The organism is Undibacterium sp. MH2W (assembly GCF_049340215.1).
Classification (GTDB): Bacteria; Pseudomonadota; Gammaproteobacteria; order Burkholderiales; family Burkholderiaceae_D; genus Undibacterium.
Map to the genome: position 1 here is coordinate 422760 of NZ_JBMPPA010000001.1, position 26671 is coordinate 449430.

Genomic DNA, 26671 nt, shown 5'->3' on the forward strand with positions numbered 1-26671 from the left:
TGGTATTTGCCGCCATTGCACTAAAAAGCACCTTGAAACGGAACACATGCAGGACATAAGCCCTTGATTTCGTTATAATTTCGCCCTTTCCTCGTTACACTGGTCGTCGCCATGAGCTTGCTCGTCAATCAAACTGAACTTTTGTCTCCCGCTAAAAATATTGAGATCGGCAAAGAAGCGATCTTGCATGGCGCTGACGCAGTGTATATTGGCGGCCCGTCATTCGGCGCACGTCACAATGCAAGCAATGAAATTACCGAGATTGCGGAGTTGGTGCAATTTGCCCACCGCTATCATGCACGTATTTTCGTGACGATGAATACCATTCTGCATGAGTCAGAATTGGAGCCAGCACGCAAACAAATCCATCAGCTCTACGATGCCGGTGTCGATGCGCTCATCGTGCAAGATATGGGCATTTTGCAACTTGATATTCCACCGATTCAACTCCATGCCAGTACGCAATGTGACATCCGTGGGGTAGAAAAGGCGAAATTTTTGGGCGATGTTGGTTTCTCGCAGTTGGTGCTTGCACGTGAACTGACGATAGAACAAATTAAAGCGATCAAGGCCGAAGTGAAGACGCCTTTGGAGTATTTTGTCCATGGTGCCTTGTGTGTTGCATTTTCTGGTCAATGCTACATCTCCCATGCCGATAACGGTCGTAGCGCAAACCGGGGCGATTGCTCACAAGCCTGCCGCTTGCCTTACACGCTCACCGACGGCGAAGGTCGCGTCGTTGCCTATGAAAAGCACTTATTGTCGATGAAAGACAATGACCAAAGCCGCAATTTAGAAGCGTTGCTGGATGCTGGCGTACAGTCATTAAAAATCGAAGGCCGTTATAAAGACATGGGCTATGTGAAAAATATCACTGCCCATTATCGCCTGCTGCTCGACGAAATTTTAGAGCGCCGCCCAGAATTCACACGTGCATCGAGTGGTCGCAGTCAGGTTTCTTTCACACCTAATGTCGATAAAAATTTCCATCGTGGTCATACCGACTATTTCGCCAATGGCCGTCTCGATAACATCGGCGCGTTCGATTCCCCTAAATACGTCGGCCTACATCTTGGCTACGTGACACGTATCGGTACGACGTGGTTTGAGATTGAAACGAATGAGCCGATGGCGAATGGCGATGGGTTGAATTACATGCTCAAACGTGAAGTCATGGGGATTCAGGCCAATACGGTTGAGCACATGGGCAAGAGCGACAACGGCGATCTCTGGCGCGTGTTTCCAAACGAAAAAGTCAGCGAGTTGACAGGTCTCAAGGTTGGCATGCTGATCAATCGTAACCGCGATCAACGCTGGGAGCACGCACTGACAAAGAAATCCGCAGAACGTCGCGTCCCGGTGTGGCTTACCTTGTCTGACGATGAGCAGGGGCTCCGTTTAGCAATTACCGATGAAGATGGCGTCCATTCTGAAGTCAGTGTGGCACTGGCACTGCAAGTCGCGCAACAAGCCGATAAAGCAGAAGCTGGGTTGCGGGATAGTTTAGCGAAACTCGGCAACACGATGTTTGAAGCCGCCAGCGTGGATCTGCGTTTGCGCCAACCTTGGTTTGTACCATCCTCCGCGATCAACGCCTTACGCCGTGACGCCGTCACCGCCCACGAACTCGCTCGTACGCAAGCATGGCAACGCCCAGAACGTACACCAGCAGTCGAGCCACCAGTAACTTATCCTGAGACCACACTGAGTTACCTCGCCAACGTCTACAACAGTAAAGCGCGTGAGTTTTACCAGAAGCACGGCGTGCAACTCATTGCTGCTGCCTACGAAGCACATGAAGAACCGGGCGAAGTATCACTGATGATTACCAAACACTGCCTGCGTTTTTCATTTAATTTATGCCCGAAGCAAGCCAAAGGCGTAAAGGGCGTGCAAGGGCAGGTCAAGGCCGAGCCAATGACCTTGGTTACTGGTGAAGAAAAATACACCCTTAAATTTGATTGCAAACCATGCGAGATGCATATCATTGGTGCGATGAAGAAGCACATCTTACAAGCACCTCCGCCATCGTCGGTCCCGTATAGCCCTCTGGTATTTCATAAGACACGTCCAGCGCAGTAACTGCTGAAGTGAAGGTGGGATGACTCTCATCTTCACACTACCCCATGCTTCGTCATACTCCGCGAAAGCGGAGTATCCAGAGCTACGACCGTGCCTAAAAAAGCGCTGACGCGCACTGGACTCCTGCCTGCGCAGGAGTGACGGGGTGGAGGGGAGTGGTCGCTTTTCGTAGAGCCCCCCATGCTTCGTCATACTCCGCGAAGGCGGAGTATCCAGTACCCCTCATCATGGCACCCACCCTATGTCTCGTCATACTCCGCGAAAGCGGAGTATCCAGAGCTATGACCGTGCCTAAAAAAGCGCTGACGCGCACTGGACTCCTGCCTACGCAGGAGTGACGGGGTGGAGGGGAGTGGTCATTTTTGTAGCCCCCCCGCCGCGTCATACTCCGCGAATGTGAAGCCTCCAGCATCCCTCACCATCACACCCACCCCACACCTCGTCATACTCCGCGAAAGCGGAGTATCCAGAGCTACGACCGTACCTAAAAAAGCGCTGACGCGCACTGGACTCCTGCCTACGCAGGAGTGACGGAGTGGAGGGGAGTGGTCATTTTTGTAGCCCCCCGCCGCGTCATACTCCGCGAATGTGAAGCCTCCAGCATCCCTCACCATCACACCCACCCCATACCTCGTCATACTCCGCGAAAGCGGAGTATCCAGAGCTACGACCGTGCCTAAAAAAGCGCTGACGCGCACTGGACTCCTGCCTACGCAGGAGTGACGGGGTGGAGGGGAGTGGTCGTTTTTATAGAGCCACCCCGCCGCGTCATACTCCGCGAATGTGAAGCGTCTAGCATCCCTCACCATCACACCCACCCCACACCTCGTCATACTCCGCGAAAGCGGAGTATCCAGAGCTACGACCGTACCTAAAAAAGCGCTGACGCGCACTGGACTCCTGTGTACGCAGGAGTGACGGCGTAGAAGGGAGTGGTCATTTTGGGATTATTGTCGCCAGACGCAAGCAATCAAAATAGTTTCGTAAATAACCAATACAACGAACCCGACAACAACATCGCAGCTGGCATCGTCAAGACCCATGCCATTGCCAGATTACGGATCGTTGACATCTGCAGGCCTGAGCGATTGGCGGCCATGGTGCCGGCAACGCCAGAAGACAGCACGTGCGTTGTCGATACGGGTAAGCCATACATGTCTGCCGCACCAATCGTCAGCATTGCAACTAACTCTGCCGATGCGCCTTGTGCATAGGATAAATGCGTCTTACCAATCTTTTCACCGACAGTCACCACAATACGTTTCCAGCCCACCATCGTACCCAGACCCAGCGCAATAGCGACGGCGATTTTGACCCATAAAGGGATAAATTTCGTCGCATCGTCAATTTGCTTTTTAAAGGCTTTGAGATTGTCTTTGGTCGTGTCATCAAAGTTTAGCTTGGCATCTTTATCCATTAAACGGATCGCTTCAGAAGCCAGGAACATGTCGTTACGGACATTCGATACCAATGCGGTTGGTACTTTATCGAGTGTGCCGTTTTCTTTGATTTGCTTTGCAATTTCACCAGTCGTCGCCGCCAATGCGGGCAAAACGTTAGGTGTCATTTCTTTTGTACGCACATAATTTGCCAAGATTTTGCGTGGATTGGCCGGCGTTTCTTGAATAATATATTTGTGCAAGGACTGCTCTGTGACCTGAGCAACCGCAATAAATTGGGTCATGTGATCGACAGGCATAGCTCGGTTTAATGCGTAGGCCATTGGTGCGGTACCGACCAAAATCAACATGATCAATCCCATTCCTTTTTGACCATCATTCGAGCCGTGGGCAAACGAGACGCCGGTGCATGTCAAGACCAGCAAGCCGCGGATCCACCAAGGTGGTGGTGTGTTCGTGTCTGGCTCTTCGTAGAGTTCTTTGGCTTTCACGAGCTTGCGTAACAGCAGCAGCAATACGGCGGCACACACAAAACCAACCAACGGCGACAGCAGCAATGAATAGCCTACTTTGGTTGCTTGTGCCCAATCGACACCAGTCGTACCATCACGACCATGCATGAGCGCGTTTGCGACACCCACGCCGATAATCGAGCCAATCAGCGTGTGTGATGACGAGGCTGGTAATCCTAACCACCAGGTACCCAGATTCCACAAAATCGCAGCGATCAGCAGTGCAAATACCATTGCGAAACCGGCTGATGAGCCCACTTGCAGAATCAATTCGACTGGTAGCAATGAAATGATCCCGAACGCTACTGCACCGCTCGACAACAACACGCCCAGAAAATTGAAAAAGCCCGACCACATGACCGCAAAGTTAGGTGGTAAGGAATTGGTGTAGATGACTGTCGCTACGGCATTGGCGGTGTCATGAAAACCGTTCACAAATTCAAAGCCCAGCGCGATGAGCAGTGCGATGCCCAGCAGAATATACGGTACCCATGTTGTTGTGCCAAAATTGACGGCGCTCATGTCAGTGACCAGACTGTAGCAGGTGAACGCTAAGCCAGCAATCAATAACACGGCAAAAATAAGAATAGTGGCAGGACTTGTTTTATGGTCCTTGAGTGTTTTTTTGGTCGCTAGCTCAGGTAAATCTGAGGCAGCAATGTTGGTGATACTCATGCGGGTAATCTCCGTTTAATAGCGATAATGATTTAGTGTTTCTTTATCTGAACAGTGAATGAACAGTGAATGAACAGTTAAATATTCGTCTTTATTCGTCTTAATAGACTTTCGGTACGATGATGTCGGCTGGCACTGGATTGCGCAGATAATCCTCATGGCGCTGGCGCTGTGGTAATTCGATCACCGGATGCGGAATTTCTTGATACGGCATTTGGTTTAAGAGGTGATGAATGCAATTGAGTCGGGCTTTCTTTTTGTCGTCTGCCTCAACCACCCACCACGGTGCTTCAGGGATATGCGTACGTTCGAGCATAATCTCTTTGGCCTTGGTGTAGTCTTCCCAGCGACGGCGAGATTCCAAATCCATGGGGCTCAGTTTCCACTGTTTGAGCGGATCATGAATACGACCCAAGAAGCGTGCTTTCTGCTCTTCATCGGAAATGGAAAACCAGTATTTAATCAACTGAATCCCAGAGCTGACCAACATCCGTTCAAACTCTGGCGTTGTACGGAAAAATTCCTCGTATTCTGCGTCGGTACAAAAGCCCATGACTTTTTCAACACCCGCGCGGTTGTACCAGCTGCGATCGAATAAGACGATCTCACCACCCGCAGGAAGATGCGAAACATAGCGTTGAAAGTACCATTGTGTCCGTTCACGGTCATTGGGTGCTGGCAGTGCAGCGACGCGGCAGACACGTGGGTTCAATCGTTGTGTAATCCGTTTGATTACACCACCTTTGCCCGCAGCGTCGCGTCCTTCAAACAAAATGACGACTTTGTGCTTGGTCGCGACGACCCAGTCTTGCAATTTGACGAGCTCTGCTTGGAGACGGAACAGCTCACGGAAGTAAATGCGACGCTGCTCTTTTTCTGATTCGGTCAATACCGGCGCGGCATCGTGCTCTTGCAGGTAGTGACGATCTTCGATTTCTAATTCAAATTCTTCATCGTAGCCATCGAGTAAATCACGACGAATATGTTCACTGAGTTCTTGGGAATTGAAAGTCACAGCATCACCTCATGTCTCCACTATAAATGTCCATGGAACTATAAGGAGTGGATGTGACTCATCTATGACATAGATCAAATTCACATTTCCATGCAGAAATATGTGTGTGGATTTGTTCGCTGATGGCGGAATTTATTTGCATAAGAAAAGAGAAAATGATTGAAATGAGATCGAAAAACGCGACATCGATTGACCCACCGACGGTGTCGCAGTACCCTAGATGCTGGTAGCCGCTTGCGTGATGAGATGGCGGCAGAGTGAGCGTGGAAGCGCAATGCAGTTAAATGATTTGGAATCAGGCATGAAGAAGATTGTTGTTAAATTTGGCGGCTCGAATTTACGTCAGCCACAGGATATTGATCGGGTTGTCAACGTTGTCCAGGCCTATCAGCGGCCTTTGGTGTTAGTGGTGTCAGCTTTTTATGGAATTACCAATGCCTTGATTGAATGCGTGAAAGCGGCAAAGGACGGCGCAGGGACCAAAGCAGCCCTCAAACAGAGTCAAAACTATACGCAGCATCTGCGTGCCTTAAAACGCGAAATTCTCGAAGCAAATATCAGCGATGTGGCGCACCGTGATCGCACCGAGCAAGCCTTGGGCGAGCGTTTAGACCAACTTGATCGCTATTTAACTGGTATTCATTGCATCGGTGACGTGCCGACCTTCGTTAATGATGCGATTTTGAGTTACGGTGAGCGTTTGTCGAGCTTATTGTTGACAGAAGTATTATTAAGTCGCGGAATCGCGGCACAAGAAGCCTTGCCAGAGGATATTGGCTTGGTCACTGATGGTATTTTTGGCAATGCGGCGTGTGATTTCGCTGCGAGTACTGCACCTGTCGCGGCGGCATTGGCGAACAATGTGGTGTATGTCGTGCCCGGGTTTTACGGTGTTGATCAGGAGGGTAAAACAACGCTGTTTGGTCGCGGTGGCTCGGATTATTCGGCTGCATCGATCGCCGCTTGCATTGGCGCAGAATCGCTCGATGTCTGGAAAGACGTTGATGGTTTCCTGAGTGCTGATCCGGGCGCGGTGACTGCACCACGGTCCATTTCTCAGCTCAATTATCTCGAAGCGGCAGAACTGTCCTATTTTGGCGCAAAAATTTTGCATCCTCGTACCGTTGAGCCTTTGTTTGATCGTGATATTCCCATTCGTATTCTTAACATCACCCGTCCAGAGCGCGGCCTGATACCGTACACGATCATCGATGCACAGCGTAAAGTGACGAAGGACGTTGTGAAGAGCGTTAGCTCGACCGAGGATGTCGCGATTCTGAAGTTGCACGGTCCGGGTGTCGGCTTTAAACCGGGTATTCTGGCGCAAGTGACGAATACGCTCGATCAACACGGAATTAACATCAAGAGTGTGCTGACGGCACAAACGGCGATTAACATTTTGCTGGCGCGTGATCATCTCGATGCCGCCTATGCTGCGTTAAGTGAACATCACTTAGCTGGCGTTGTTGAAGTGAGCCGTAACGACGCTGTCGCGATTGTGGCTGTGGTGGGTGACGGCGTGTTGGACGCGTCAGATGTGGGAAGCGCCATTGCCAGCCGTGCCTTGTCCGCTGCCTTAGCAGGCGGCGCACGAGTGACCTTGGCAGCAGCGGGTGCGAGTGAGGTAGCGGCGTATATGTTGGTGCAGCAAGAGGATCGCAAACTTGCTCTTCGCTTGGTACACGAAGAGTTCTTTGGTCAATAAAAATGATGGCGCAGGAAACTGCGCCATCATTTTTCATAAAGCAAATGAGTGCGACGGACTCGTTAGTATTCATTGAGAGCAATTGCTTTAATGAATGAAAAATACTCACGGAGCCAACTGTTATAGCGCACGCCAATCGGTGTCTCTGATCCCGCGCTGGCGGTATTATCGAATCCGACCTTATGCGCAATCCGACGCGACCTGACGCTATGAAAATCACTCGTAACAATCAGTAAGCCGTCATGCAGGTGGATTCCATTTTGTAGGAGAACCTTTTTACTGAAAAGGAAATTTTCATAGGTATTCGTGCTGTGATCTTCTTGCAGAATACGCGATGCCGATAAGCCCTTAGTGACGAGGTAATCGCTCATGACTTGAGCTTCTGTGCACGTCTCACCAAAATCCAGACCTCCACTCACAATCACCTTCGCTTGCGGAAAGCGTGTCGCCCACGTATAGCCCAAGTCAAGTCGGGCCGCTAAGGTCGGTGTTGTACTACAACGATCAGAACCTGCGCCTAAAATCAGGATGGATTTCACTGGGCCTTGAACGGCATTGATATCGGTATCGTGACCTGCTCGAATAAAATAAAAAAAGACTGCAACACTCAAGAGCCATAACCACGCCAGCGTCCAGCCAGCAAGCCAGAGACGTTTTCGAATGGGGGACTGCGCCAACCAGCGATGCAGTTGCTGCCATTTTAGGCCGATGCCTAATAAAAAAACGCCGATACCCGAGGGGAGCGTGACACCCAAACTGAAATTATTTTGCAGCATGAGATAGATGCTATCGATCAAAAGCAGAGTACCGATGAGCAATGAGAGACGATGTAGCCAGGGTGCGTGCGACGGGAGGGTGAACATAAAAAATGCGACAATGATCAAAATGTCATTGTCGCACGAGAGTCTATGTCATTGCCACGATATCTTCACATCCTTGTCGGATGCCTAGAGCAGGATCATTGCTGCGCAGGTTTTGCTTGCTCCAAATGAAGCCCCGCTGCGGTGCGCGCTGGAAAGCCTTTCCAGTACGTATGATCGGTATTCTGGCTGCCATCTTTGGCCACTGACCATTTACCGTCTTTCGCATTTTCAATCACATTGAGGTAGACATCTTTGCTCGCATCGCTTTTTAAATATTTATCCAAAAACGCCGTAACAAAGTGCTGAGAGATATTGTTCATGCGCACGTTGTCCCAGACGGGATCAAGATAATGCTCGGCGGGAACGAAGTGTAACTTTTCTGAAAAGGTCCATGTCTCTTTGGGGGCTGGCATTGGCGCACCCGCGTTGTGATTGGCGTTATCAAATGTGAGTAGATAACGCGGCGCATTGACCGTATTCTCAAAAATAGAACGCACACCTGGCGCATAGCCTGAGACGTCATCAACACTGCCTGCAATAAAAAAGATGGGAGTTTTAATGCCAGCCAAACCTTGTTTATCCCACATGCCGTAGTTCCATCCCCACGGTGCAAAGGCGACCGCTGCTTTGATCCTTGGGTCTAGTGATGCGAGATAGCTCGCATTACCAGCTTGACGCACAGCGAGACCTTCGTTGGGCACACCCAGTGGGGATTTCACCGCCGCCTCGCTGAGGCCACCACCAATGGTATTGACGACGCCATAGCCACCCATCGAGTAACCAATGATGCCTGTCTGATTGGCGTTAATCATTCCCTGAAATCCCGATGTACGATCTTCATTCAACCGAGCCATCTCGCGAAGTACGAATAGTTGATCGAGCGAACGATTCAACAGCGTACTCGCAAAACTTGCTTGGTCGCTGTAGGTGCTGTCGGTATGATCAATCGACGCAACAACATAGCCTTTACTTGCTAAATTGTCGGCGAGGTGGCTGAGTAAAAAGCGATTACCGGGATAGCCATGTGAAATAATCAGCAGCGGATAGGCACCGTGTGTCAGATCCGCCTTGGCGTCGCGTACAGCGTGCCCCCATAACGATACCTCGGTCGTGCCATCCCTCGTGATCGCTTTGAGCGCGCTACCGGTGTGTTGATCCGCCGCGAGCGTCGCGGGGTACCATACTTCAACGGTTAATGGTCGATCGTAGTGAGGCATGGCTTCACCTGCTTTTGCCTTGACCACATCAATTTGATCAGCGTGCACAAAATGCAGGGTCTTCACACCTGTCTCATGGCTACCGTAACGCGCTAGCGCCGGTGCGTCTGGGCGAATAGTGTCGATGCGATTTTCTTGTGCGGTACTCAGCGTGCTATAAATGAGCAACAGGCCCGTGACGAGCGTGGTCGAGAGTTTTTTCATGGTGTGTCACAACATTACAGTAAGAGGTGAGGTCAGCCATCGATAAGCTGACGGGTCGACTGATGAATAGCGCGCGATCGCGCAAAGCAAATATATTATGCAGTGAATAAGAAAATTGCGTTGAAACTGATGTTTTTTGATCACGATTTCAGACATTCTGAATCCGTGTACGCTGATGTCATTTTGGCGTCATTGATGTTGCGTAGTATCGAGCATTTTTTTTGAAACCGTCCCTTCCATAAGCAAGCGTATCAACTCGAAAAAAAAGCCGCTGTGCGTCAGCGGCTTTTTAAAAGGGAATGGGAGAGACGTTATTTAGAGGGAGCAGCAGTACCTGTGTAGTACTTGATCATATACGCACTGATCGACCCATCAGATTGCGGTACGCCAGTCACTTCGACTTTATTTCCGGCGACTAAACCGGTGGTCAATGCGCTCAGCCCGGATGCTGAAGTAATGTCTTGTAGGCTCACGGTCACATCGTCTTTAGAACGATCTACTTGATACACTAACGTTGCCGAACCAGGAACCGCACTGACGCCAACCGTCACCGTTTTACTGCCGTTGGTTGAATTGAGTCCGAAGGTGTAGTTATTGGCGACACTTGGTTTCGCCACCAGTGCAGAGGCAACGACCGTATGGGGGAACGTTTGTGGCATCAAGATGACGTACGATGCCGACCAACCGTTCACATTCGAGGCATTACCCCAAGTGTTATAGGTCATCGCTGTTGCATAGTAAGTCGTCGCTGCGGAACCAAAATTGACCGCACTACCGCCATTAGCACTGGTTGCAGCAATAAAGTTAGTGACGGCGTTGGTGGAGCCAGTGGTGTACGTCACAATACTTGGATAGGCATAGTTCCAGTACTTGAATCCTGTGATCGCCGTTGTTGGATTTTGTGGGTCGTAGCCATTGCTGGTTGTGGCGCTGATATAAGCGAGTGGGATCGTATAGTTATCCGTTTTCGTTGGATAGCTTGATGTGACACTAAAGCCCGTAGCGCTCACGTTATTGATCAGACCTTGATACGGTGCGGTTTCGATGTCGATGGATGCAGCATGCATTGGAGAAGCGGTCGCATCAACGGGTGTGACTTTGACTTTGAATCCACGGACGATATTGTGACTTTGTACAAAACCTTGTCCTTGTCCGATCGCTGTCACGTCGCTCGCATTACCGGGGTTACGGAAATAGAAGTTCGTTGTTGGATCAATGGCGATGTTGATCGGCTTGCCATCTGCATTATCAACGACAATCTTGGTGCCTGTTTGATCCACGTGGGTTACATGACCCTCTGGACTGACGTAGACTTTATTGAAGGTAGTTGATGCATAAATGCGTGTAGCGACCAAGCTACCGTCTTGCTGATATCGCGTCGCAATCCGGACATATTCACCGCTCTGCTGCAATGCTGCCAGCACATTCGCTGCAGAGAAATCTTTAATCGTTGCGTTGTTTGCTTTGTTATCCAGATCGTAGAACAACGTGCCATTCGTTGTGTCGAGGCCAATCGTCGCAGACTTTCCAGTATCGACCGCGACAAACGTATTTCCGCCTGTCGATAACTTACCCGTATCGCGTTCGACGACCAGATTTTTATTCGCTGCTGAGACCGAGGTCACACTACCGTAAGTGTGACGCAATACGAGGTGAGTCAGATCGGAGACGGGCTTGTGTTTCACCGGACCTGCAAAATTCACCGCCCAGATTGTGTTGCCTCCAGCCGCTGGTACATGACCGATAATGAATGCAGGATGGCTCAGATCGAAGTCAACATTAATGCCAGTTGTTGTAGTGCCGGCGGCTGGCGTGGGATTAGTCGCTGATGTCGCTTGTGGCGCAACAAATGGTGTGGCAAATTTCACTGAAAATGTCACTGTCTGACTTCCTACAGCACCTGTCGCACCTTGAATCACAATGCGGCTCGTTGGAATCACGGTGCCTGGTGCCTCAGGGAATCCAGCTTCAGGATCGCTGGCAACTGTTAAGCCGATATCACCTGGATTGGCACTGATTGTCAGATTGGCGCTGACGTAGGTGCTGCCTGCAGTTAACGTTGCTGTGCTGAGATGTTCTGCCAAGTTATCCAACTGCTCTAAGTTGCCGCTCCATGGCGTACTGAGCAAATTGGCTGTGACATTACCCGCTGAGTCGGTAAACGTGATTGCATTAATCGTGACGTTGATTGCCGACCAGTCATCAGACGAGGCATCGCTGATCATCAACGGAACGTTCACGGATTGCGGTGTAACGACAGGCGTCGTGGATGTCGCAGATCCTGCTGTTGTCGATGATCCGCCACCACCACATGCAGCAAGGCATGCAAGTGTGATTGTACTGAGCGCAAACTGATATTTTTTCATGATACTGGTATCCCTATGAACTAGTTTTAGTGAAAACCGAACTCCAACCAAAATCCGACGTTCCTTGCGAAGCGCCAATGAAACAAGTCGCCGATTGATTTTTTTGCTCAACCTCTGCCGCGAACTTTTGCAATACGTTACGTTGATGTGATGACGTTAATTATCGGTGAACTGTTTTATTCTTCCATCGCTATTTGTTGCGAGGTGGAAACAATTTTTAACAGTGATTTGTTTCAGATCGTATCAATTTATGTAGTTCATTGAAGTCCTCCATGGTCTTCAATTGCTGTTCTATAAATAGCAGTCTGATATCGTCGATATCTTTTTGATCAGGTAGATGTTGCACTTTTCTCACGAGCTGATTCACCCTGATATGTTGAGAAATAATCATTACTGAAAGGATGAGCAGCCCAATCGTTGATAGACAAAAAAAGAGGTCTATTTTTGATGTTTCAGAGGGAAGAATTGTCATTATCGCTTTTTCTTTTCGTCAAAAAAATTGGATATCGATCACGTCAATCTGATGTGTCAGCTCACAAAATTTGTTTGATTTCATTGGGATTGCGCAGCACGAACGTCTGCATCAAGGTGTGACAGAAACGCTGAGGAATCTGATGTAGTTGACGGGTTATAAGTAACGTAGTTTAGAGAGTTGTAAGTGAATGAAATGGGATTGGGGGAATTGCAAAGTCAGTGTTGTTGAAGGCACTGACGTGCCACTGGATACTCCGCGTTCGCGGAGTATGACGGAAAAAATAGGTGGAGTATGACGGAAAAGAGGGGCGGCGTACGACGAAAAAGAAGGGCGGCGTACGACGAAAAAGTGGGGTGGTATGTGACGAATTGGAATGGCGGAGTGTAACAAAAATGAGAGAAAGGAGTATCCCCTCCACCTCGTCACTCCCGCGCAGGCGGGAGTCCAGTGTGCGTCAGCACTGTCGAAGCAGTGCCGACGACTAACGAAAAATTGTTATTTGCTTTTCGGCGTCACATTAGTTGGTGTCGAATACATCTGAATCACACGTTCAACGGCAGCACTGCACACATCGCAAAACTGATCCGTACGGTTAAACATAATGCATTGCATCGCTGGGCGGTAATACCCAGTTGACTCATAATTCGCCCCTTCAAACGCGCCGATTGTGTGTTCAAATTTGGTGCCAGCAAAAAGCTTATTGCTGTAAGCAAGGTCTTCTCTGAATAAGGCATTCATTTCAGACTCAGGACGATTGTTTGCACGTAAATCTGCGCGTATTTTTTGGTACACCTTGGCGTGCTGGTCATACGCTTCTTTCGGCCACGCAGTTGGCAGTGGTGTCTCAGGCTTGACCTTGTCTTGCCATTTCACGTGCGCAGGGTCGAGAAGTGCGGTCACGTTAGGTTCCCATGGTTCTACTTTCGTGCTGCTTGGTTGATATGCAACTGGCGACGTGTAGTATTCATCAGCAAGGCCAGCAAAGTGATGACCAAATTCATGCACGAATAAATAATTCGCCCAATCATTCTTCGCGGCGGCAGTGCTGAATTGTCCGAAAATGCCGCCACCGCCATAGGTGTCGTTGTTGACTAAAATTTCGATGAATTCATACGGCGCATATTGGGCGATGTCACGGAGCGCGCGGTTGTCGGTGGTTAGTACATAACGTTCGCTACCGAAAATATCGTAACGTGCACCCAATGCCGATGCATGATGCACTCCTGTTGATGGACGTGATACGCCGGACTCTGGTGTCGGTACCGCCATCGCCCATACATTAAAGTCTTTCGCGTGTTCTTTGAATGGCGACACCTCAAACAAATGCTGACTTAAGCGTGTCGCATCGGCTTTAAATTTGGCCATTTGCGAAGCGGTATATCCATCGCCCAAAATTAATAAATCGACTTTGTCTTCAGAGCGGCCCGACACATGAATCGGTATCGGCTTGGCAGGTGCTGGGCCTTGTTTACGAATCACATCCTGTGCGTCGGTGTTGATCTCGACGCTCCAAGTAGGGACGAAATGATTCTGCTCATCCCGTTTGTAGATGCTGACTTTGACAGGGTGTTCTGGTTTAGCAAAACGCACTGACTCCTCAAAGCCGCGGCTGATTTTTGCAGCCTCGTCTGTGCTTCGCCATTCACCAAATACCGTCGAGAATCCTCTTGAATACAATAACTCGCCTGTCTTGAGATCAGTGACTTCCACTTTATTGTTACCGAGACCAGAATTGTCGATGGCTTGTTTGAGATTGCCAGGCCAAGGCAAGGGTTCGACCAGAACGCGCTCTAAGGCGTAGTTTTCGGTCGTTGCATTGCCGCTGTGCAGATAGTCAACACGGATGGTCGCGGGCTGGGCTGCTTGGGCAAGCTGGGTAAAACACAATACTGCGGCGCTGAATAACGCAGATCGAGAGAAAAACATAGGTGGCTCCGAAATCATGATCTTTTTAATAGGGCTTGATTGTAAGCCACGATACGACAAGCGGGTACCCTGAGCGGGCGAATAAAGCGCCTCTAATTAAAAATTTAAAACACTTCCGAAATAGTTGCCCGGTAAAAAAACGACCTTAGTGTGCGACTGGATCCCCCGCTTTCGCGGAGGATGACGGTAAATAGATGGCAATAATGATGCCCATCCAGCCCGTCGTTCCCGCGCACGCGGGAACCCAGTGGCGCGGCAGCGCCTTCTCAGCCCAAAATAAAAAACCAACACAAAAAGTGTTGCACAATCGCTTCAAAGTTGTACGCCTGCATCTATCAACAAACAAGAGATTTGCTCACTACAATCCAATCTCTTATCCTTTTCGCTACTCATGCACACCATGCTCCGCTCGGTGTTGCCTCCCCCTTACATGAAAGCAAATTGACCCAATTTCTCGTTTGTAAATGAAACAACCCGCAGTCTACATTCTCGCAAGCCAACGGAATGGCACTCTCTACATTGGCGTCACCTCGAACCTCATTCAGCGCGTCTGGCAGCACCGACAAGGCCTCAATGAAGGTTTTACAAAAGACCATAACGTTAACATCCTCGTTTGGTACGAAATACACAACAACATGGAATCCGCAATCATGCGAGAAAAGCGCTTGAAGAAGTGGGCGAGGGCCTGGAAGATCCAATTAATCGAAGAAAGAAACCCAGAGTGGCGTGATCTTTGGCCTGAAATCAATGGCTCGACAGACGCGCTACCCCCATTGCCTTGATCATCAGTCTCTACAAGTGCATCACCCGTCGTTCCCGCACACGCGGGAACCCAGCGCATCGCGAAATCAACATCCCCGTCGTTCCCGCGCAGGCGGGAATCCAGTGGCGCGGTAGCGCCTTTGGGAGCTGAAGCGTTAAAACGCGCCCTAGCACAATTGGATCCCCCGCTTTCGCGGAGGATGACGGTTCTTTCGCGGAGGATGACGGTTCTTTGGCGGAGGACGATGGTCTTCTCGCGGAGGATGACGGTAAAAAGATGATAATGATAATCCCCCCCAGGCCCGTCGTTCCCGCGCACGCGGGAATCCAGTGGCGCAGCAGCGCCTTTCAGAGCTGGAACGTTAAAACGCGCTCTAGCGCGACTGGATCCCCCGCTTTCGCGGAGGATGACGATTCTTTGGCGGAGGATGACGGTTCTTTGGCGGAGGATGACGGTCTTCTCGCGGAGGATGACGGTAAAAAGATGATAATGAAAATCCCCCCAGACCCGTCGTTCCCGCGCAGGCGGGAACCCAGTGGCGCGCAAGCGCCTTTCGTAGTGCAATCGCCTCTAACAACCCACCCGCACTTTGTATACAATCACCAGACCATATCAACACCGATTCAACCCCCATGTGCGTCAATTACACCCCCACCCGGAAAGAACAGCTCACCCAGTTTGGCGTCATCAGCGCACACCTCGATGACTACAAGCCTGAAACATGGCAAGACTACGTCGCACCCATCATTCGCCATAACAATGGCGAGCGTGAAGCAGTGTTAGCCGCGTACAGCATGGTGCCGAAATCAAAAATGCCAGCGGGCGTCAAGCGGTTTTCGACCATGAACGCCCGCGCCGAAACAATAGGGCAGTTGCGTACCTATGCCAAACCATGGCGCGAGGGGAAGTTATGTTTGGTGCCGATGCAAGATTTTTTTGAGCCGTGTTATGAAAGCGGTAAGGCAGAGCGGTGGCGGATTGGACTTGTGGACGAGACGGACTTCGCGGTGGCCGGTTTATTTCAGGATTGGCTAGAACCGGACGGCCAGCGTAGTTTTTCATTCACGCAAATTACTATTAACGCCGACGAGCACCCGTTGATGCGTCGGTTTCATCCCTCGGGTGAAGAAAAGCGCTCTCTGGTCGTTGTTCACCGAAGTGATTACGATGATTGGCTAGACTGCAAAAACCCCGAACGTGCCCGTTCTTTCTTGCAACTCTATCCAGCAGAACGCATGCGTGCTGAAATAGCATTAAAGCAACCTCAACCTGTGAAGCCTCAACCGGTTGTCCAACAGGGGAGTTTATTTTGATTGCGGTCAAAAACGATGTCACCAGCTCAAAAGTTTCTCTATGAAAAGAAAAATAATGTCCCTAGAGATAGAAAATCGTTTCACTCATAAAACTATTATCTTTTTTATAAATAAACTTGTGGTTTTTGCACTTTAAATACTGCTAAAATGTAAACACGGTTGCGAAAAATTTATGCAACTCGTCGAATTTTAGGCTATACTTCAGTTACACAAAAATCCGTTTGGGGAAAGTTATGATGAAAAAATTTGTTAAGCAAGGCGTTATCGCCCTGGTGCTGACTGCAGCTCTTCCTGCATATCAGGTTTTTGCGGCAGACGCAGGCACTAAAGATCCGAAAATCACTGCTATCTACACTGCGTTAGCTGAGTCCAAAGATAAAGTGAAAACGATCACTGAATTGGCAAAAGCAGACAAGGCTGATGCGGCTTTGATCGCAAGTATCGCTGCTGCTGCTGGTATCGCTCCAGAAGTCGTTGAAGCTGGTATTAAAGCCGGCAACCCTTCTGAAAGTACATCTGCAATTGCTGCTGCGTACAACAAAGGTTTGAACGACGTTACTGCATATACACCTGCAACTGCTGCTGGTCCAAATGCAGCAAACCAAGTAGCCCAAGGTAACAATGCATCCAATGGCGGTTTTTCTAATTCCCCAGGCTCGTCTTTCTCAGGCGGTGGCGGTGGATCTGCAAGCCACAACTAATCTTTAATGCTTAGTTAAAAAAGGTAGCTTAGAGCTACCTTTTTTTATGTTTCAATGCATTATGCGTCAATGCAATACATTGCCAGATGGAATGGCCGTGGTTTTGCTTCCCCATCGTTTCCACTTCGTATCATCGTTTGTTAATGAAAAACACCCACCAGTTATCCGATACTTGGTTATTCAGAGCATTACTCGCACTGATTGTTTATCTTCCTCTGCCATTAGCTAGCAACCGTACGTGGGCGATTGCGATCTTAGTGACACTCGTGGCTCTGTTATTTGCGTCAACGCTTATTGTGTGGCGCAAGCATTTGAATGACATGCTGGCGCACCTCGATCAATTTCGTGCGCCGCTGGTTGTTTTCTTCTTGTTTCTCTTGGTTTCAGTCCTGCAAGTTGTTCCGTTGCCAGATGCGGTGATTCAAGTCCTGTCTCCTGAGGCGTACAACGTGCAGGTGACGGCAGGTTTGCAGGGACACATGCACCTCTCATTGGATATCTACCAAAGCCGCTTAATGCTAGGGCTGACAACGTCATATATCACGGTGTTTTTCTTGTGCCTCTTGTTGGTACGTGATTCTGCGCGTCTGGATCTGCTAATGAGTGTCTTGGTCTGGAGTGGCTTGTTTCAAGCGATTGTGGGTGTGTTTCTCTTCTCGATTGGTGCGCATTACCGCTTATTTTTTGTCGATATTATCCACGAGAACGTCATCGGCACCTTCGTCAACCGCAATCACTTTGCCGGTTACATGGAAATGACGCTTGCCGTTGGTATTGGCTTAATGATTGCAAAGTTAGGGCGTGGTGGGCCGGGTTATAGTGGCTGGAAAGCGCGCGTTGTCGCTGCGTTGACTTTTGTCATGAGTCCCAAAATGCGTCTTCGCTTAATGCTGGTCGTGATGGTGATTGCACTGGTGCTGACCCGCTCGCGTATGGGTAACTCTGCCTTCTTCTCGGCGATGTTAATTGTGGGGGTGATTACGATTGTTCTTTCTCGCCGCACTGCGCCGGCGACAGCAACCTTGATTTTAAGTTTGGTCATTGTCGATGTTTTTGTGATCGGCACCTGGGTGGGGTTAGATAAAGTGGTGACGCGACTCAACCGTACAGAAATCGTCGCTGCAAACGCAAACACCAATGGAATCGCCGCAACCAACGGTGTAGCAGCTAGTACGAGCAGTGCGGCACAAACGCAGACAGAGGCACCTTCGCCGCAGGAAGAGTCTTTCGAGCAGCGTTCTTTGCCTGCGAAATACTCATTAGCGATGATTAAGCAATTTCCAGCATTTGGCACTGGCGCAGGTAGCTTCTATAACAGCTTTAATCGATACCGTCCTCCTGAGATCACAGAATACTTTGATCATGCACATAACGATTACATTGAGCTGATGTGTGATCTAGGAATGAGCGCGTGGTTGTTATTTTTGGTAACAGGAATGACATTATGGCAAGCTTTGCGGGCGATGCGCGTACGCCAATTAAGTATTGCCAGAGGCGCGGCCTTCGGTACGGCGATGAGTATTGTGGCGTTGGCGATACATAGTAGCGTTGACTTTAATCTACAAATTCCAGCGAATGCACTCACATTTGTGATTATTTTGTCGCTTGCTTGGATTGCGATGAAGCTACCATCCCCAAAATATCATGAATAATGTTGTAAATTTTTCTATTATTTTAGGAATTAGATAATATTCGTAACATTTTTTACCAAATTCGTAGGATAATCACGCTATAAAAGCTTGACGGTAAAATAATTTTCCACTAGGAAAAATTTGATTAGATAAATAGTTATTTCATTAAGTTTTGTTAAATATTTATTTAATTTACGTTTTCGTGCGCTGTATGGGAAAATTCAGTCTCCCGTTCAAGTTTATTTAATTTTAGGTGAGTCTTCATGACCTTACGACGGCAATTATTAATTGCAATCTCGATATTGTTTTTGTTGGTGTTTGCGGGTCTGCAAACGCTTTCCATCTTATCGACTAAAGATTTCTTGCAGCAGCAGTTGTCTTCACACGCGCAGGATGCGGCCAGTAGTTTGTCGCACACCCTCGTAGAACCGCTTGCTGCCAATGATCAGACCTTGGCTGAGATTCAAATTGCCGCCATGTTTGATCGAGGCTATTACCGACAGATTATCTTGCTCTCACCCGATGGTAAGCAAGTAATCAACAAAGAGTTACCCGAAAATATTGAGAATGTCCCCGTTTGGTTTTCTTCATTACTTTCCCTTGATACGCCACCTGGTCAGGTTTTTATCACCTCTGGCTGGAAACAATTAGGTAAGTTAGTCGTGGTGAGTCAGCCCACGTTTGCTTATCAATATCTGTGGACATCCGTAAAGCAGACAACATGGTGGCTGATCGCGATGTGTTTGTTAGCTTGGCTGTTAATGATTCTGTTTTTAAGAATCATCCTTGCGCCGCTACAAGCCATTGAGAATGCAGCGATCGATATTCAAGGTAAACGATTTACCAAAATCGAGGTGTTGCCTGGTGCACGTGAATTGCGTCGCGTTGTTGTCGCCATGAACGCGATGTCAGGCAAAATTTCTGAGATTCTTGATGCCGAGATGCAGCGTGCGGATGCGTATCGTAAGGATGCCTACACTGACAAGGTGACCGGTTTAGAAAACCGCCAGGGCTTTGATCTGCGGTTTGATCATTTGTTGGCGGATAAAGGTAGTTTTACGTCTGCTTCAATCGTCGTGCTTGAGTTTGATGGATTGAAAGAATTCAACAATGAGCACGGCTACCGAAGTGGTGACAATGTATTGAAGGGGGCGACAGCCATTGTCGGTGCTATGGCTGATATGGATGTCCGAATTGCAGGGCGTATTGGCGGTACTGCATTTGCGTTTGTCTCTGTCAATCATTCGGCAAGTGAGAGTGAAGTTCATGTGCGCGCAATGCAAGCGGCGCTGTCCACATATCTCGATGCCGAGGTTCCTGGGAAGACGCTCTCATTTAGTATCGGTAGTATTGCGTTCACACCAGCGCAATCGAGGGGGGATATTTTTGCCAAAGTTGATTTGGCGTTAGAGACGGCGCGTCAGCAAGGTCGTAATAATGCGCTGACGATCAACTTTATTGAAGAGGCTGGTGTTGTTGAGGGATCGTTGGGGTGGCGTACGCTGATTCAAAACGCGCTTGCCGAAAGCCGTTGGGCGTTAGTGGCGCAGCCAGTGTTGGCCTTGTCTTCTGGTGTTCTCTATCAGCACGAGATTTTCTCTAGGTTGATTGATACGCAAGGTAACTTTGTACCAGCTGCTAAATTTATGCCGATGGCCTTACGCCATCAATTGATGGAAGATATTGATAGAGCGATCATCACGTTGATCTTTGATTTGCTTGATTCTGAGGCGAACCGTTTTAAAGGTGGGGCGATTGACGTTTCTGTTCAGTCTGTCGAAAGCTTAGAAGACCTCTCATCACGTGTGAGCCACTATAAAGATGTTGCGGTGAATGTCTCAGTGCAATCTATTGAAAGTAGTGGTTTCCGTGAGTGGTTGGCTGAGCAGTTGCGTGGATCGAAAGAGATTGCACGTCGATTGTCTGTTGAACTGAGTGAATTTAGCTGTGTCAAAGACATCGAGCTGACACAAGAATTTGTTAATCTGTTGCGCAGTTTTGGTGTGCGCTTCGGTATTGATCATTTTGGACTGGATCCGCATGCGCTGGAATTTTTGCGCCGCGTACCACCAGACTATATCAAACTCGACGGTGGTTTAGTACGAGGCATGGCTGAGAATCCAAGCGGCCATGAACATGTACGAGCCATTATCAAGCTGGCGCATTCACTTGAAATTCCAGTGATTGCACAAAACGTCGAGTCCGAAGAAATGCAGACAATGTTATTGTTGGATGCTGTTGAGTACGGTCAAGGCTATTTCCTTGGCACCCCTCAACCTGCGTAACGGTTATTTTATTTTATGATGAGCTTAAAATTTTTATTCGCCCTGATCGTTGTTTATTTAACATCGATATTGGCGATCATGTCGATTCGTCCTTATGCGGCTAAGTTTTTTTTAGAAGATGTGCCCTGTGGGCGGAAGCAACATAAAGCCCCCACCCCTGTGATCGGTGGCATTGGTGTTGTAGCAGGGTTTTATGCGGTAATGATTTTGTTCGGCTATATGCCACTTGAACAGCCTGCATTTTGGGTGGCATCGTTTTTGCTGTTTGTGGTTGGCTTGTTGGATGATATGCACGAATTTGGTTCACGGATCAAATTCATTGCCCAAGGCATTGCTGCCTTACTGATGATTATGTGGGGACACAACAAGTTAGGCAATCTGGGTAACTTGTTCGGCACGGGTGATGTAGTGCTGGAAGGTTTGGCGATTCCTTTTACTGTATTTTTTGTGGTGGGCGTGATCAACGCATTCAACTTGATTGATGGTGTGGACGGTTTATGCGGTAGTTTGTCTATCGTTACCACACTCTCTTTTGCGGCTGCGTCCATGTTGAGTGGTCGTTCAAGCGATGCGGTGATTTTGTTGATATTATCCGCTGCCATCGCGGGTTTTTTAAGTTTGAATTTGCGCTTACCAAAGCGACCAACAGCCCTTATTTTTTTGGGTGACGCTGGTGCCTTGTTTGTTGGTTTTGTGATCGCATGGTACGCCATTAAATTGGCAGGTGATCAGTCACGGATTATGAATCCCATCATTGTGGTGTGGCTTTTGGCTGTGCCGCTCTTTGATACTGTCGCCGTGATGACGCGTCGATTGATGATGAAGGCGAGTCCATTTAAAGCGGACCGAACACATATTCACCATGTGTTACTTGACCTTGGTGTGGCCGATCACAATGTCGTTTTTATTTTGTTTGTAGTTGCAACCGTATTTGCATTAATTGGTTTGGCTTGTACGTTTTATTTGCGTTTTTCTGATGCGGTGATGTTGGTGTTTTTTGCCAGTCTATTTGGCCTATATTGTTACATTAAGAAGAATCTATTTAGTCATGTACGGAAGAGTTCCTGACCGTGTTGCATATAGGTATTTTTTGAATTTTTAGTTCTCAGAGGTTTCCATGAAAAAGTCCAGCAACGTGTTCTCTAAAACTGCCATCTTTTCAGCGACGCTGTTAGTGTGTCAGCTTGCTTCCGCACAAGTCGTGCAAGCGCCAGAAGGCCAAAAAAATGAGGTGACTGATCCAAAGCAAACAACGGATCAAACAACATTAACGCCAGCAACAAGCAATTCTTTGGGCACAAGTAACTTGCTCAACACAGGTACAGGCGCAGCCCAAACGGCATTTACGCCTGGGTATGAGCTCTCAGGTGCCAAAGCCGGTGACGGCACAGCAGGTACTATGACTGCACCAGCACGCGGTGCTCCAATTGTGTATGGCGGCTTGTACATCTACCTGGATGCACGTGCAACCGAAGGTCGCAATAATAACGTCTTAGGCTCCGCTAACAACACAACCTCCAGTTCTTTGTTTGGCTTGGAGCCAGAAGTTGTTGCTGAAGTTAAAAATCACGGTGATCGCTATACGGCAAGTTACCTGGGTAGCTATGTACGCTATCAAAACAGCTCTAGCGACAACTTTAACCACCATGATTTCCGCATTGCAGGCGATGATATTTTTGATAGCCGCACACGTCTGAGCTGGAATGCTGGCTACATCGTGAGCACGGATCCACGTGGTTCGACTGACCGTACAATTTCCACGACACCAGATGAATGGCATGCACCTACTGTCGCGGGTATCTTCTCGTACGGCGCGACAGATTCTATGGGTCGTGTTGAGGCAGATGCTTCGTATTTGAAAAAAACCTATACCAATAACCGCACAACGACAATTGGCTCTGACGTAGATATTTCTACCGTTTCTGCACGCTTCTTTTACCGCGTAGCGCCAAAGACTTCGTTGCTGATTGAAGCAAAAGATATTAAATCAGCGTATGCTTTGTCAACGTCCGTCAATAGCAATAGCGACCGTCGTTTGATGGTGGGTGCGACTTGGAACGCAACAGCAGCGACAACCGGTATTTTTAAAATTGGTTATTTGAACAAGAGCTTTGATCAAGCAGGTATCGACGGATATAAAGGTGTAGCATGGGAGGGCAAAGTACGTTGGTTACCGCTGACTTATAGCACGTTTGATGCTATGGTATCCAAGCTTCCATCAGATGCGACTGGTGTCGGCAACTATATTATGAACAATAATTACGATTTATTATGGACGCACCGTTGGACTAGTCAGTTCTCCTCTAAAGTAGACCTTGGCTATGTGAAGTCTGATTATGTGAACGGCAATCGTCAGGATAATATCAAGAACGTAGGTTTAGGCGTATCTTACGACATGCGTCGCTGGTTACGTTTGGGTGCAGAGATCACCAATACAAACCGTAGTTCGACTGTATCGGGTAACGAATTTTCTCGTAATGTTGTTCTGTTCACTCTGCAATCGACGCTGTAATTATCTAATCTAACAGCTTTAATCCTCGTAAGCTGGCCGCTCCATTTGGAACTGCCAGCTTTATTTAGTTAATAAAAATCGAATATGAAACTACGCTACTTTCTGTCTTGTGCTTTGTACTTTTTGATGTCGACACTTGCTTTTGCGCAAAATGAACTGGTGTCTGACCCAGTGGTGCGTCAATCGGGGCTTTCTAGTAACACAGCGTATTCTTCTTATCGCCTCGGTGCTGGCGATGTTGTTAACATCCGGGTTTTCGGCGAGGATGATTTAAGTAAAGAGAAGATTCGCCTCACTGATGCGGGTACTGTACCTTACCCGGTCTTGGGCGAGCTTAGAGTTTTAGGGATGACAGTAGGCGATTTAGAACGTCTAATTACTGATGGACTCAAAGGGCGTTACCTGGTTAACCCTCGTGTATCAGTTCAGATTGATGAGTATCGGCCATTTTATGTGAATGGCATGGTTGAGAAACCTGGTGGTTATCCGTATCAACCCGGATTGACCGTACGTAAAGCTGCATCCCTAGCCGGTGGTTTTAAAGAGCGAGCATCGTCTTCTAAAATGTATGTGATTCGCGAGGGTGATCCATCACATCGGCCAGTCAAAGTTGACTTGAACACAGAAGTTGGACCTGGTGACATTTTGACTATCGAAGAGAGTTTTTTCTGATTGTTGCTAACCGATTTCAACTGCTGAGAAAGGGGCTTTTGCGCCCCGAAACCAGTGACCTCCCAGTTTCATAATTTAAGCGTGCGAGCAATTCTAAGATGGATACAACAGTGATACCACTCAATTTAAACCCCAGTCAACACGCCTCAAAAGAGCTTCATGAGCTTGAGGAAAAAGTTGACTTTGTTGAATATTGGAAAAGTATTTCCAAGAGAAAATGGGCAATTTTAGGCTTTAGTTTAACAGTTGCGTTATTGGCAGCAATTGTTGCTTTTCTTATGACACCCGTTTACCGCTCGACGGTAACTTTGTTAATTGATTCGACCAAATCCAAAGTCGTCTCAATAGATGAGGTTTATGGTGGTTTTTCTGAAAATCGTGACTTTTTTTTAACGCAAGTCGAAATATTAAAAGCCCCTGATATAGCGTTAAAAACAATCACCAAATTAAAATTGTGGGAGATCCCAGAATTTGATCCACGCAAAAAAGAGCAATCTGCCGTCGAAAAATTCTTAATTGTAATTGGATATACAGAGGACATTCCTAAGAAGTGGGATGAAGAGTCCCTAGCGAAAGCTGTGCTGCCAAAGTTTACCAAGCAGCTTTCAATTGAGCCAATACGCTTAAGCCTGTTGGTTAAAGTAAATTTTGAATCAGTTGATAAAGAGTTAGCTGCAAAAATAGCTAATACAATGGCAAACACTTTTATTGATTCTGATCTTGACATCAGATTCCAGATGACCCAACGGGCAAGTAATTGGCTTGAAGAGCGCATGGTTGGCGTACGTCAAAAGTTAGATGCATCAGAAAAAGCTTTGCAGGCTTATCGAGATCAAGCAGGAATTGTTGATATCAAAAGCGACTCACAAAGTGGTGCAGGTAAGCAGATCGAAGAAGTTACTCAAAAGTTAGTTGAGACGCGCTTGCGTCGGGCTGAAGCTGAGAATGCCTACAATCAGATAAAAAATGCTCCAAAAGGTGCAGATTTGTCGTCGTTGCCTGCAGTAGTTAAGAATATAGTTGTTGGTGAAGCTCTGAAGCAGCAAGCTGAAGCTGATCGGAAATTATCTGAGATTGCACAACGTTACGGAGCCGAACATCCAAAGTATGTTCAAGCTGAAGGAGAGGCCAAAACTGCGCGTGAAAATGTTAAACGTCAAATTGAAACAGTTGTTCAAAGTGTTACTCGTGAATATGAAGTTGCAAAGGGCACCGAGAACATGCTTGCACAGACGCTAAATCAAGCGAAAGGTTCTGTCCAAGGGATTAATCGTAAAGAGTTCCAATTGAATTTATTAGAACGCGAAGTTGATTCCAATAAGCAAATTTACGACCTATTCTTGAAGCGTGCGAAAGAAACAAACGTGTCTGGCGATTTACAGAACCCAGTTGGCAGGGTTGTTGATCAAGCAAAAGCATCCAATTTACCTGTTAAGCCGCAAAAGATTCAAATTATCTCAGTTGCATTCGTCTTTGGTTTGCTAGCCGCCGCTGCTGCGTCACTGTTAATTGATTTGCTTGATAATACGTTAAAAAGTACAACCGACGTGGAAGCCAAGCTGAAGCAACCATTGTTGACCACTTTGCCGCTATTGGCGAAGAAAGATGCTGATCGCTCATCTACTGCGCATATGTTTTTGGAAGACCCAAAATCGCTATACTCAGAGTCTATACGTACTGCCAGATCCGCAGTCCTACTGTCATCGATAGATCTTTCAAATCGCATATTGTTGATTACTTCCAGTGTTCCAGGTGAGGGTAAGACTACGTTTTCCATTAATCTCGCAGTTGCTCATTCGCATACGAAAAAAACTTTACTTATTGATGCTGATATGCGTCGTCCAGCAGTTGCTAAGGGACTGGACTTTGAGCCGCACTCTTTAGGTTTATCGGACTTAGTCGCAGGAACAGCACCGTTCAGTGAATGTGTAAAAACATTACCGGGATGTGATTTACATGTAATAACAACGGGTACGAACGTTCCCAACCCGTTGGAGATCATTCTTTCACAACGATTCAAAGACACTATTGCAGAGTTGTCTAAGATTTATGAAATAGTCATCATTGACTCCCCTCCTGTCGAATTGGTAAGTGACGCGTTGGTATTATCTAAAATGGCTTCAGGCGTAGTTTATGTAGTCAAAGCATTGGACACACCATATCAGTTGGCACGTAAAGGGCTAATGCGGATTCGTCGTGCCGAGGGCAAGATTCTTGGAGTGGTATTAAATCACCTCGACTTTAAAAAGGCAGAAAAATATTACGGTGAGTACTCAGGCTACGGTAAGTACGGCTATGACAAATACGGTTATGGTGATAACTACGGTAGCAAAGAAGAGAAAAAAGCTTAAGCC

At 47.9% G+C, this 26671-nt stretch carries 17 protein-coding genes; 11 read left to right on the forward strand and 6 right to left on the reverse strand.

Annotated elements, in window-relative coordinates:
• The first annotated feature begins 111 nt into the window (after positions 1-111).
• The gene (locus tag ACO0K2_RS01865) at positions 112-2082 is read left to right on the forward strand and encodes a peptidase U32 family protein (RefSeq protein WP_423015159.1); all 1971 of its coding nucleotides are present in this window, start codon (positions 112-114) and stop codon (positions 2080-2082) included.
• Positions 2083-3052: 970 nt separating this feature from the next.
• On the opposite strand, the gene ACO0K2_RS01870 is transcribed toward ACO0K2_RS01865, so the two are convergent.
• Both ACO0K2_RS01870 and ppk2 read right to left on the reverse strand, forming a co-directional pair.
• Entirely contained in the window at positions 3053-4669 is a 1617-nt protein-coding gene (locus ACO0K2_RS01870) for an inorganic phosphate transporter (RefSeq protein ID WP_423015161.1), read from the reverse strand.
• A 100-nt stretch (positions 4670-4769) separates the two neighbouring features.
• Entirely contained in the window at positions 4770-5684 is a 915-nt protein-coding gene (gene ppk2 / locus ACO0K2_RS01875) for a polyphosphate kinase 2 (RefSeq protein WP_423015163.1), read from the reverse strand.
• 301 nt (positions 5685-5985) lie between these two features.
• Here ppk2 and ACO0K2_RS01880 point away from each other — a divergent pair, with 301 nt between their 5' ends.
• Positions 5986-7389 (forward strand): aspartate kinase, encoded by a 1404-nt coding sequence (locus tag ACO0K2_RS01880; RefSeq protein WP_423015165.1) that lies wholly within the window; start codon positions 5986-5988, stop codon positions 7387-7389.
• 62 nt (positions 7390-7451) lie between these two features.
• Here the strand turns inward: ACO0K2_RS01880 and ACO0K2_RS01885 are convergent, their stop codons facing one another.
• The 4 genes from ACO0K2_RS01885 to ACO0K2_RS01900 all read right to left on the reverse strand — a co-directional run bounded on the left by ACO0K2_RS01885 (position 7452) and on the right by ACO0K2_RS01900 (position 14440).
• Positions 7452-8165, reverse strand: a complete 714-nt coding sequence (locus ACO0K2_RS01885; protein WP_423015167.1) for a YdcF family protein — start codon at positions 8163-8165, stop codon at positions 7452-7454.
• Between the two features lie 182 nt (positions 8166-8347).
• A complete protein-coding gene (locus ACO0K2_RS01890) occupies positions 8348-9673 on the reverse strand; it encodes an alpha/beta hydrolase family protein (protein WP_423015169.1) in 1326 nt (441 codons plus the stop codon).
• A 311-nt stretch (positions 9674-9984) separates the two neighbouring features.
• Entirely contained in the window at positions 9985-12039 is a 2055-nt protein-coding gene (locus tag ACO0K2_RS01895) for a hypothetical protein (protein WP_423015171.1), read from the reverse strand.
• A gap of 970 nt (positions 12040-13009) precedes the next feature.
• Positions 13010-14440 carry a M64 family metallopeptidase gene (locus tag ACO0K2_RS01900; protein ID WP_423015173.1) on the reverse strand — a complete coding sequence of 477 codons (1431 nt, stop codon included), beginning with the start codon at positions 14438-14440 and terminating at the stop codon, positions 13010-13012.
• A gap of 464 nt (positions 14441-14904) precedes the next feature.
• Between ACO0K2_RS01900 and ACO0K2_RS01905 the strand changes: the two genes are divergently transcribed.
• The 9 genes from ACO0K2_RS01905 to ACO0K2_RS01945 all read left to right on the forward strand — a co-directional run bounded on the left by ACO0K2_RS01905 (position 14905) and on the right by ACO0K2_RS01945 (position 26668).
• Positions 14905-15222: a GIY-YIG nuclease family protein gene (locus ACO0K2_RS01905; protein ID WP_423015175.1), complete on the forward strand. Its 318-nt coding sequence runs from the start codon at positions 14905-14907 to the stop codon at positions 15220-15222.
• Positions 15223-15835: 613 nt separating this feature from the next.
• A complete protein-coding gene (locus ACO0K2_RS01910; RefSeq protein WP_423015177.1) occupies positions 15836-16516 on the forward strand; it encodes an SOS response-associated peptidase in 681 nt (226 codons plus the stop codon).
• A gap of 233 nt (positions 16517-16749) precedes the next feature.
• Positions 16750-17217, forward strand: a complete 468-nt coding sequence (locus tag ACO0K2_RS01915) for a hypothetical protein (protein WP_423015179.1) — start codon at positions 16750-16752, stop codon at positions 17215-17217.
• Between the two features lie 143 nt (positions 17218-17360).
• Positions 17361-18869: an O-antigen ligase family protein gene (locus ACO0K2_RS01920; protein ID WP_423015181.1), complete on the forward strand. Its 1509-nt coding sequence runs from the start codon at positions 17361-17363 to the stop codon at positions 18867-18869.
• Positions 18870-19111: 242 nt separating this feature from the next.
• Entirely contained in the window at positions 19112-21133 is a 2022-nt protein-coding gene (locus tag ACO0K2_RS01925; protein WP_423015183.1) for a bifunctional diguanylate cyclase/phosphodiesterase, read from the forward strand.
• Between the two features lie 15 nt (positions 21134-21148).
• Complete coding sequence (locus ACO0K2_RS01930; protein ID WP_423015185.1) at positions 21149-22201, forward strand: MraY family glycosyltransferase; 1053 nt, start codon at positions 21149-21151, stop codon at positions 22199-22201.
• A 49-nt stretch (positions 22202-22250) separates the two neighbouring features.
• Entirely contained in the window at positions 22251-23645 is a 1395-nt protein-coding gene (locus tag ACO0K2_RS01935) for an outer membrane beta-barrel protein (RefSeq protein WP_423015187.1), read from the forward strand.
• 126 nt (positions 23646-23771) lie between these two features.
• Positions 23772-24317, forward strand: a complete 546-nt coding sequence (locus ACO0K2_RS01940) for a polysaccharide biosynthesis/export family protein (RefSeq protein WP_423015189.1) — start codon at positions 23772-23774, stop codon at positions 24315-24317.
• A gap of 98 nt (positions 24318-24415) precedes the next feature.
• The gene (locus ACO0K2_RS01945) at positions 24416-26668 is read left to right on the forward strand and encodes a GumC family protein (protein WP_423015191.1); all 2253 of its coding nucleotides are present in this window, start codon (positions 24416-24418) and stop codon (positions 26666-26668) included.
• The last annotated feature ends 3 nt before the right edge of the window (positions 26669-26671 follow it).

What these genes read in the sequence shown, in the direction of transcription:
- ACO0K2_RS01885 (WP_423015167.1), bottom strand. Translation starts at nt 8,165, where the DNA reads ATGCTGCAAAATAATTTCAGTTTGGGTGTCACGCTCCCCTCGGGTATC.
- ACO0K2_RS01945 (WP_423015191.1), top strand. Translation starts at nt 24,416, where the DNA reads ATGGATACAACAGTGATACCACTCAATTTAAACCCCAGTCAACACGCC.
- ACO0K2_RS01925 (WP_423015183.1), top strand. Translation starts at nt 19,112, where the DNA reads ATGACCTTACGACGGCAATTATTAATTGCAATCTCGATATTGTTTTTG.
- ACO0K2_RS01940 (WP_423015189.1), top strand. Translation starts at nt 23,772, where the DNA reads ATGTCGACACTTGCTTTTGCGCAAAATGAACTGGTGTCTGACCCAGTG.
- ACO0K2_RS01930 (WP_423015185.1), top strand. Translation starts at nt 21,149, where the DNA reads ATGATGAGCTTAAAATTTTTATTCGCCCTGATCGTTGTTTATTTAACA.
- ACO0K2_RS01935 (WP_423015187.1), top strand. Translation starts at nt 22,251, where the DNA reads ATGAAAAAGTCCAGCAACGTGTTCTCTAAAACTGCCATCTTTTCAGCG.
- ACO0K2_RS01900 (WP_423015173.1), bottom strand. Translation starts at nt 14,440, where the DNA reads ATGTTTTTCTCTCGATCTGCGTTATTCAGCGCCGCAGTATTGTGTTTT.
- ACO0K2_RS01905 (WP_423015175.1), top strand. Translation starts at nt 14,905, where the DNA reads ATGAAACAACCCGCAGTCTACATTCTCGCAAGCCAACGGAATGGCACT.
- ACO0K2_RS01880 (WP_423015165.1), top strand. Translation starts at nt 5,986, where the DNA reads ATGAAGAAGATTGTTGTTAAATTTGGCGGCTCGAATTTACGTCAGCCA.
- ACO0K2_RS01915 (WP_423015179.1), top strand. Translation starts at nt 16,750, where the DNA reads ATGATGAAAAAATTTGTTAAGCAAGGCGTTATCGCCCTGGTGCTGACT.
- ACO0K2_RS01865 (WP_423015159.1), top strand. Translation starts at nt 112, where the DNA reads ATGAGCTTGCTCGTCAATCAAACTGAACTTTTGTCTCCCGCTAAAAAT.
- ACO0K2_RS01920 (WP_423015181.1), top strand. Translation starts at nt 17,361, where the DNA reads ATGAAAAACACCCACCAGTTATCCGATACTTGGTTATTCAGAGCATTA.
- ACO0K2_RS01890 (WP_423015169.1), bottom strand. Translation starts at nt 9,673, where the DNA reads ATGAAAAAACTCTCGACCACGCTCGTCACGGGCCTGTTGCTCATTTAT.
- ACO0K2_RS01870 (WP_423015161.1), bottom strand. Translation starts at nt 4,669, where the DNA reads ATGAGTATCACCAACATTGCTGCCTCAGATTTACCTGAGCTAGCGACC.
- ACO0K2_RS01895 (WP_423015171.1), bottom strand. Translation starts at nt 12,039, where the DNA reads ATGAAAAAATATCAGTTTGCGCTCAGTACAATCACACTTGCATGCCTT.
- ACO0K2_RS01910 (WP_423015177.1), top strand. Translation starts at nt 15,836, where the DNA reads ATGTGCGTCAATTACACCCCCACCCGGAAAGAACAGCTCACCCAGTTT.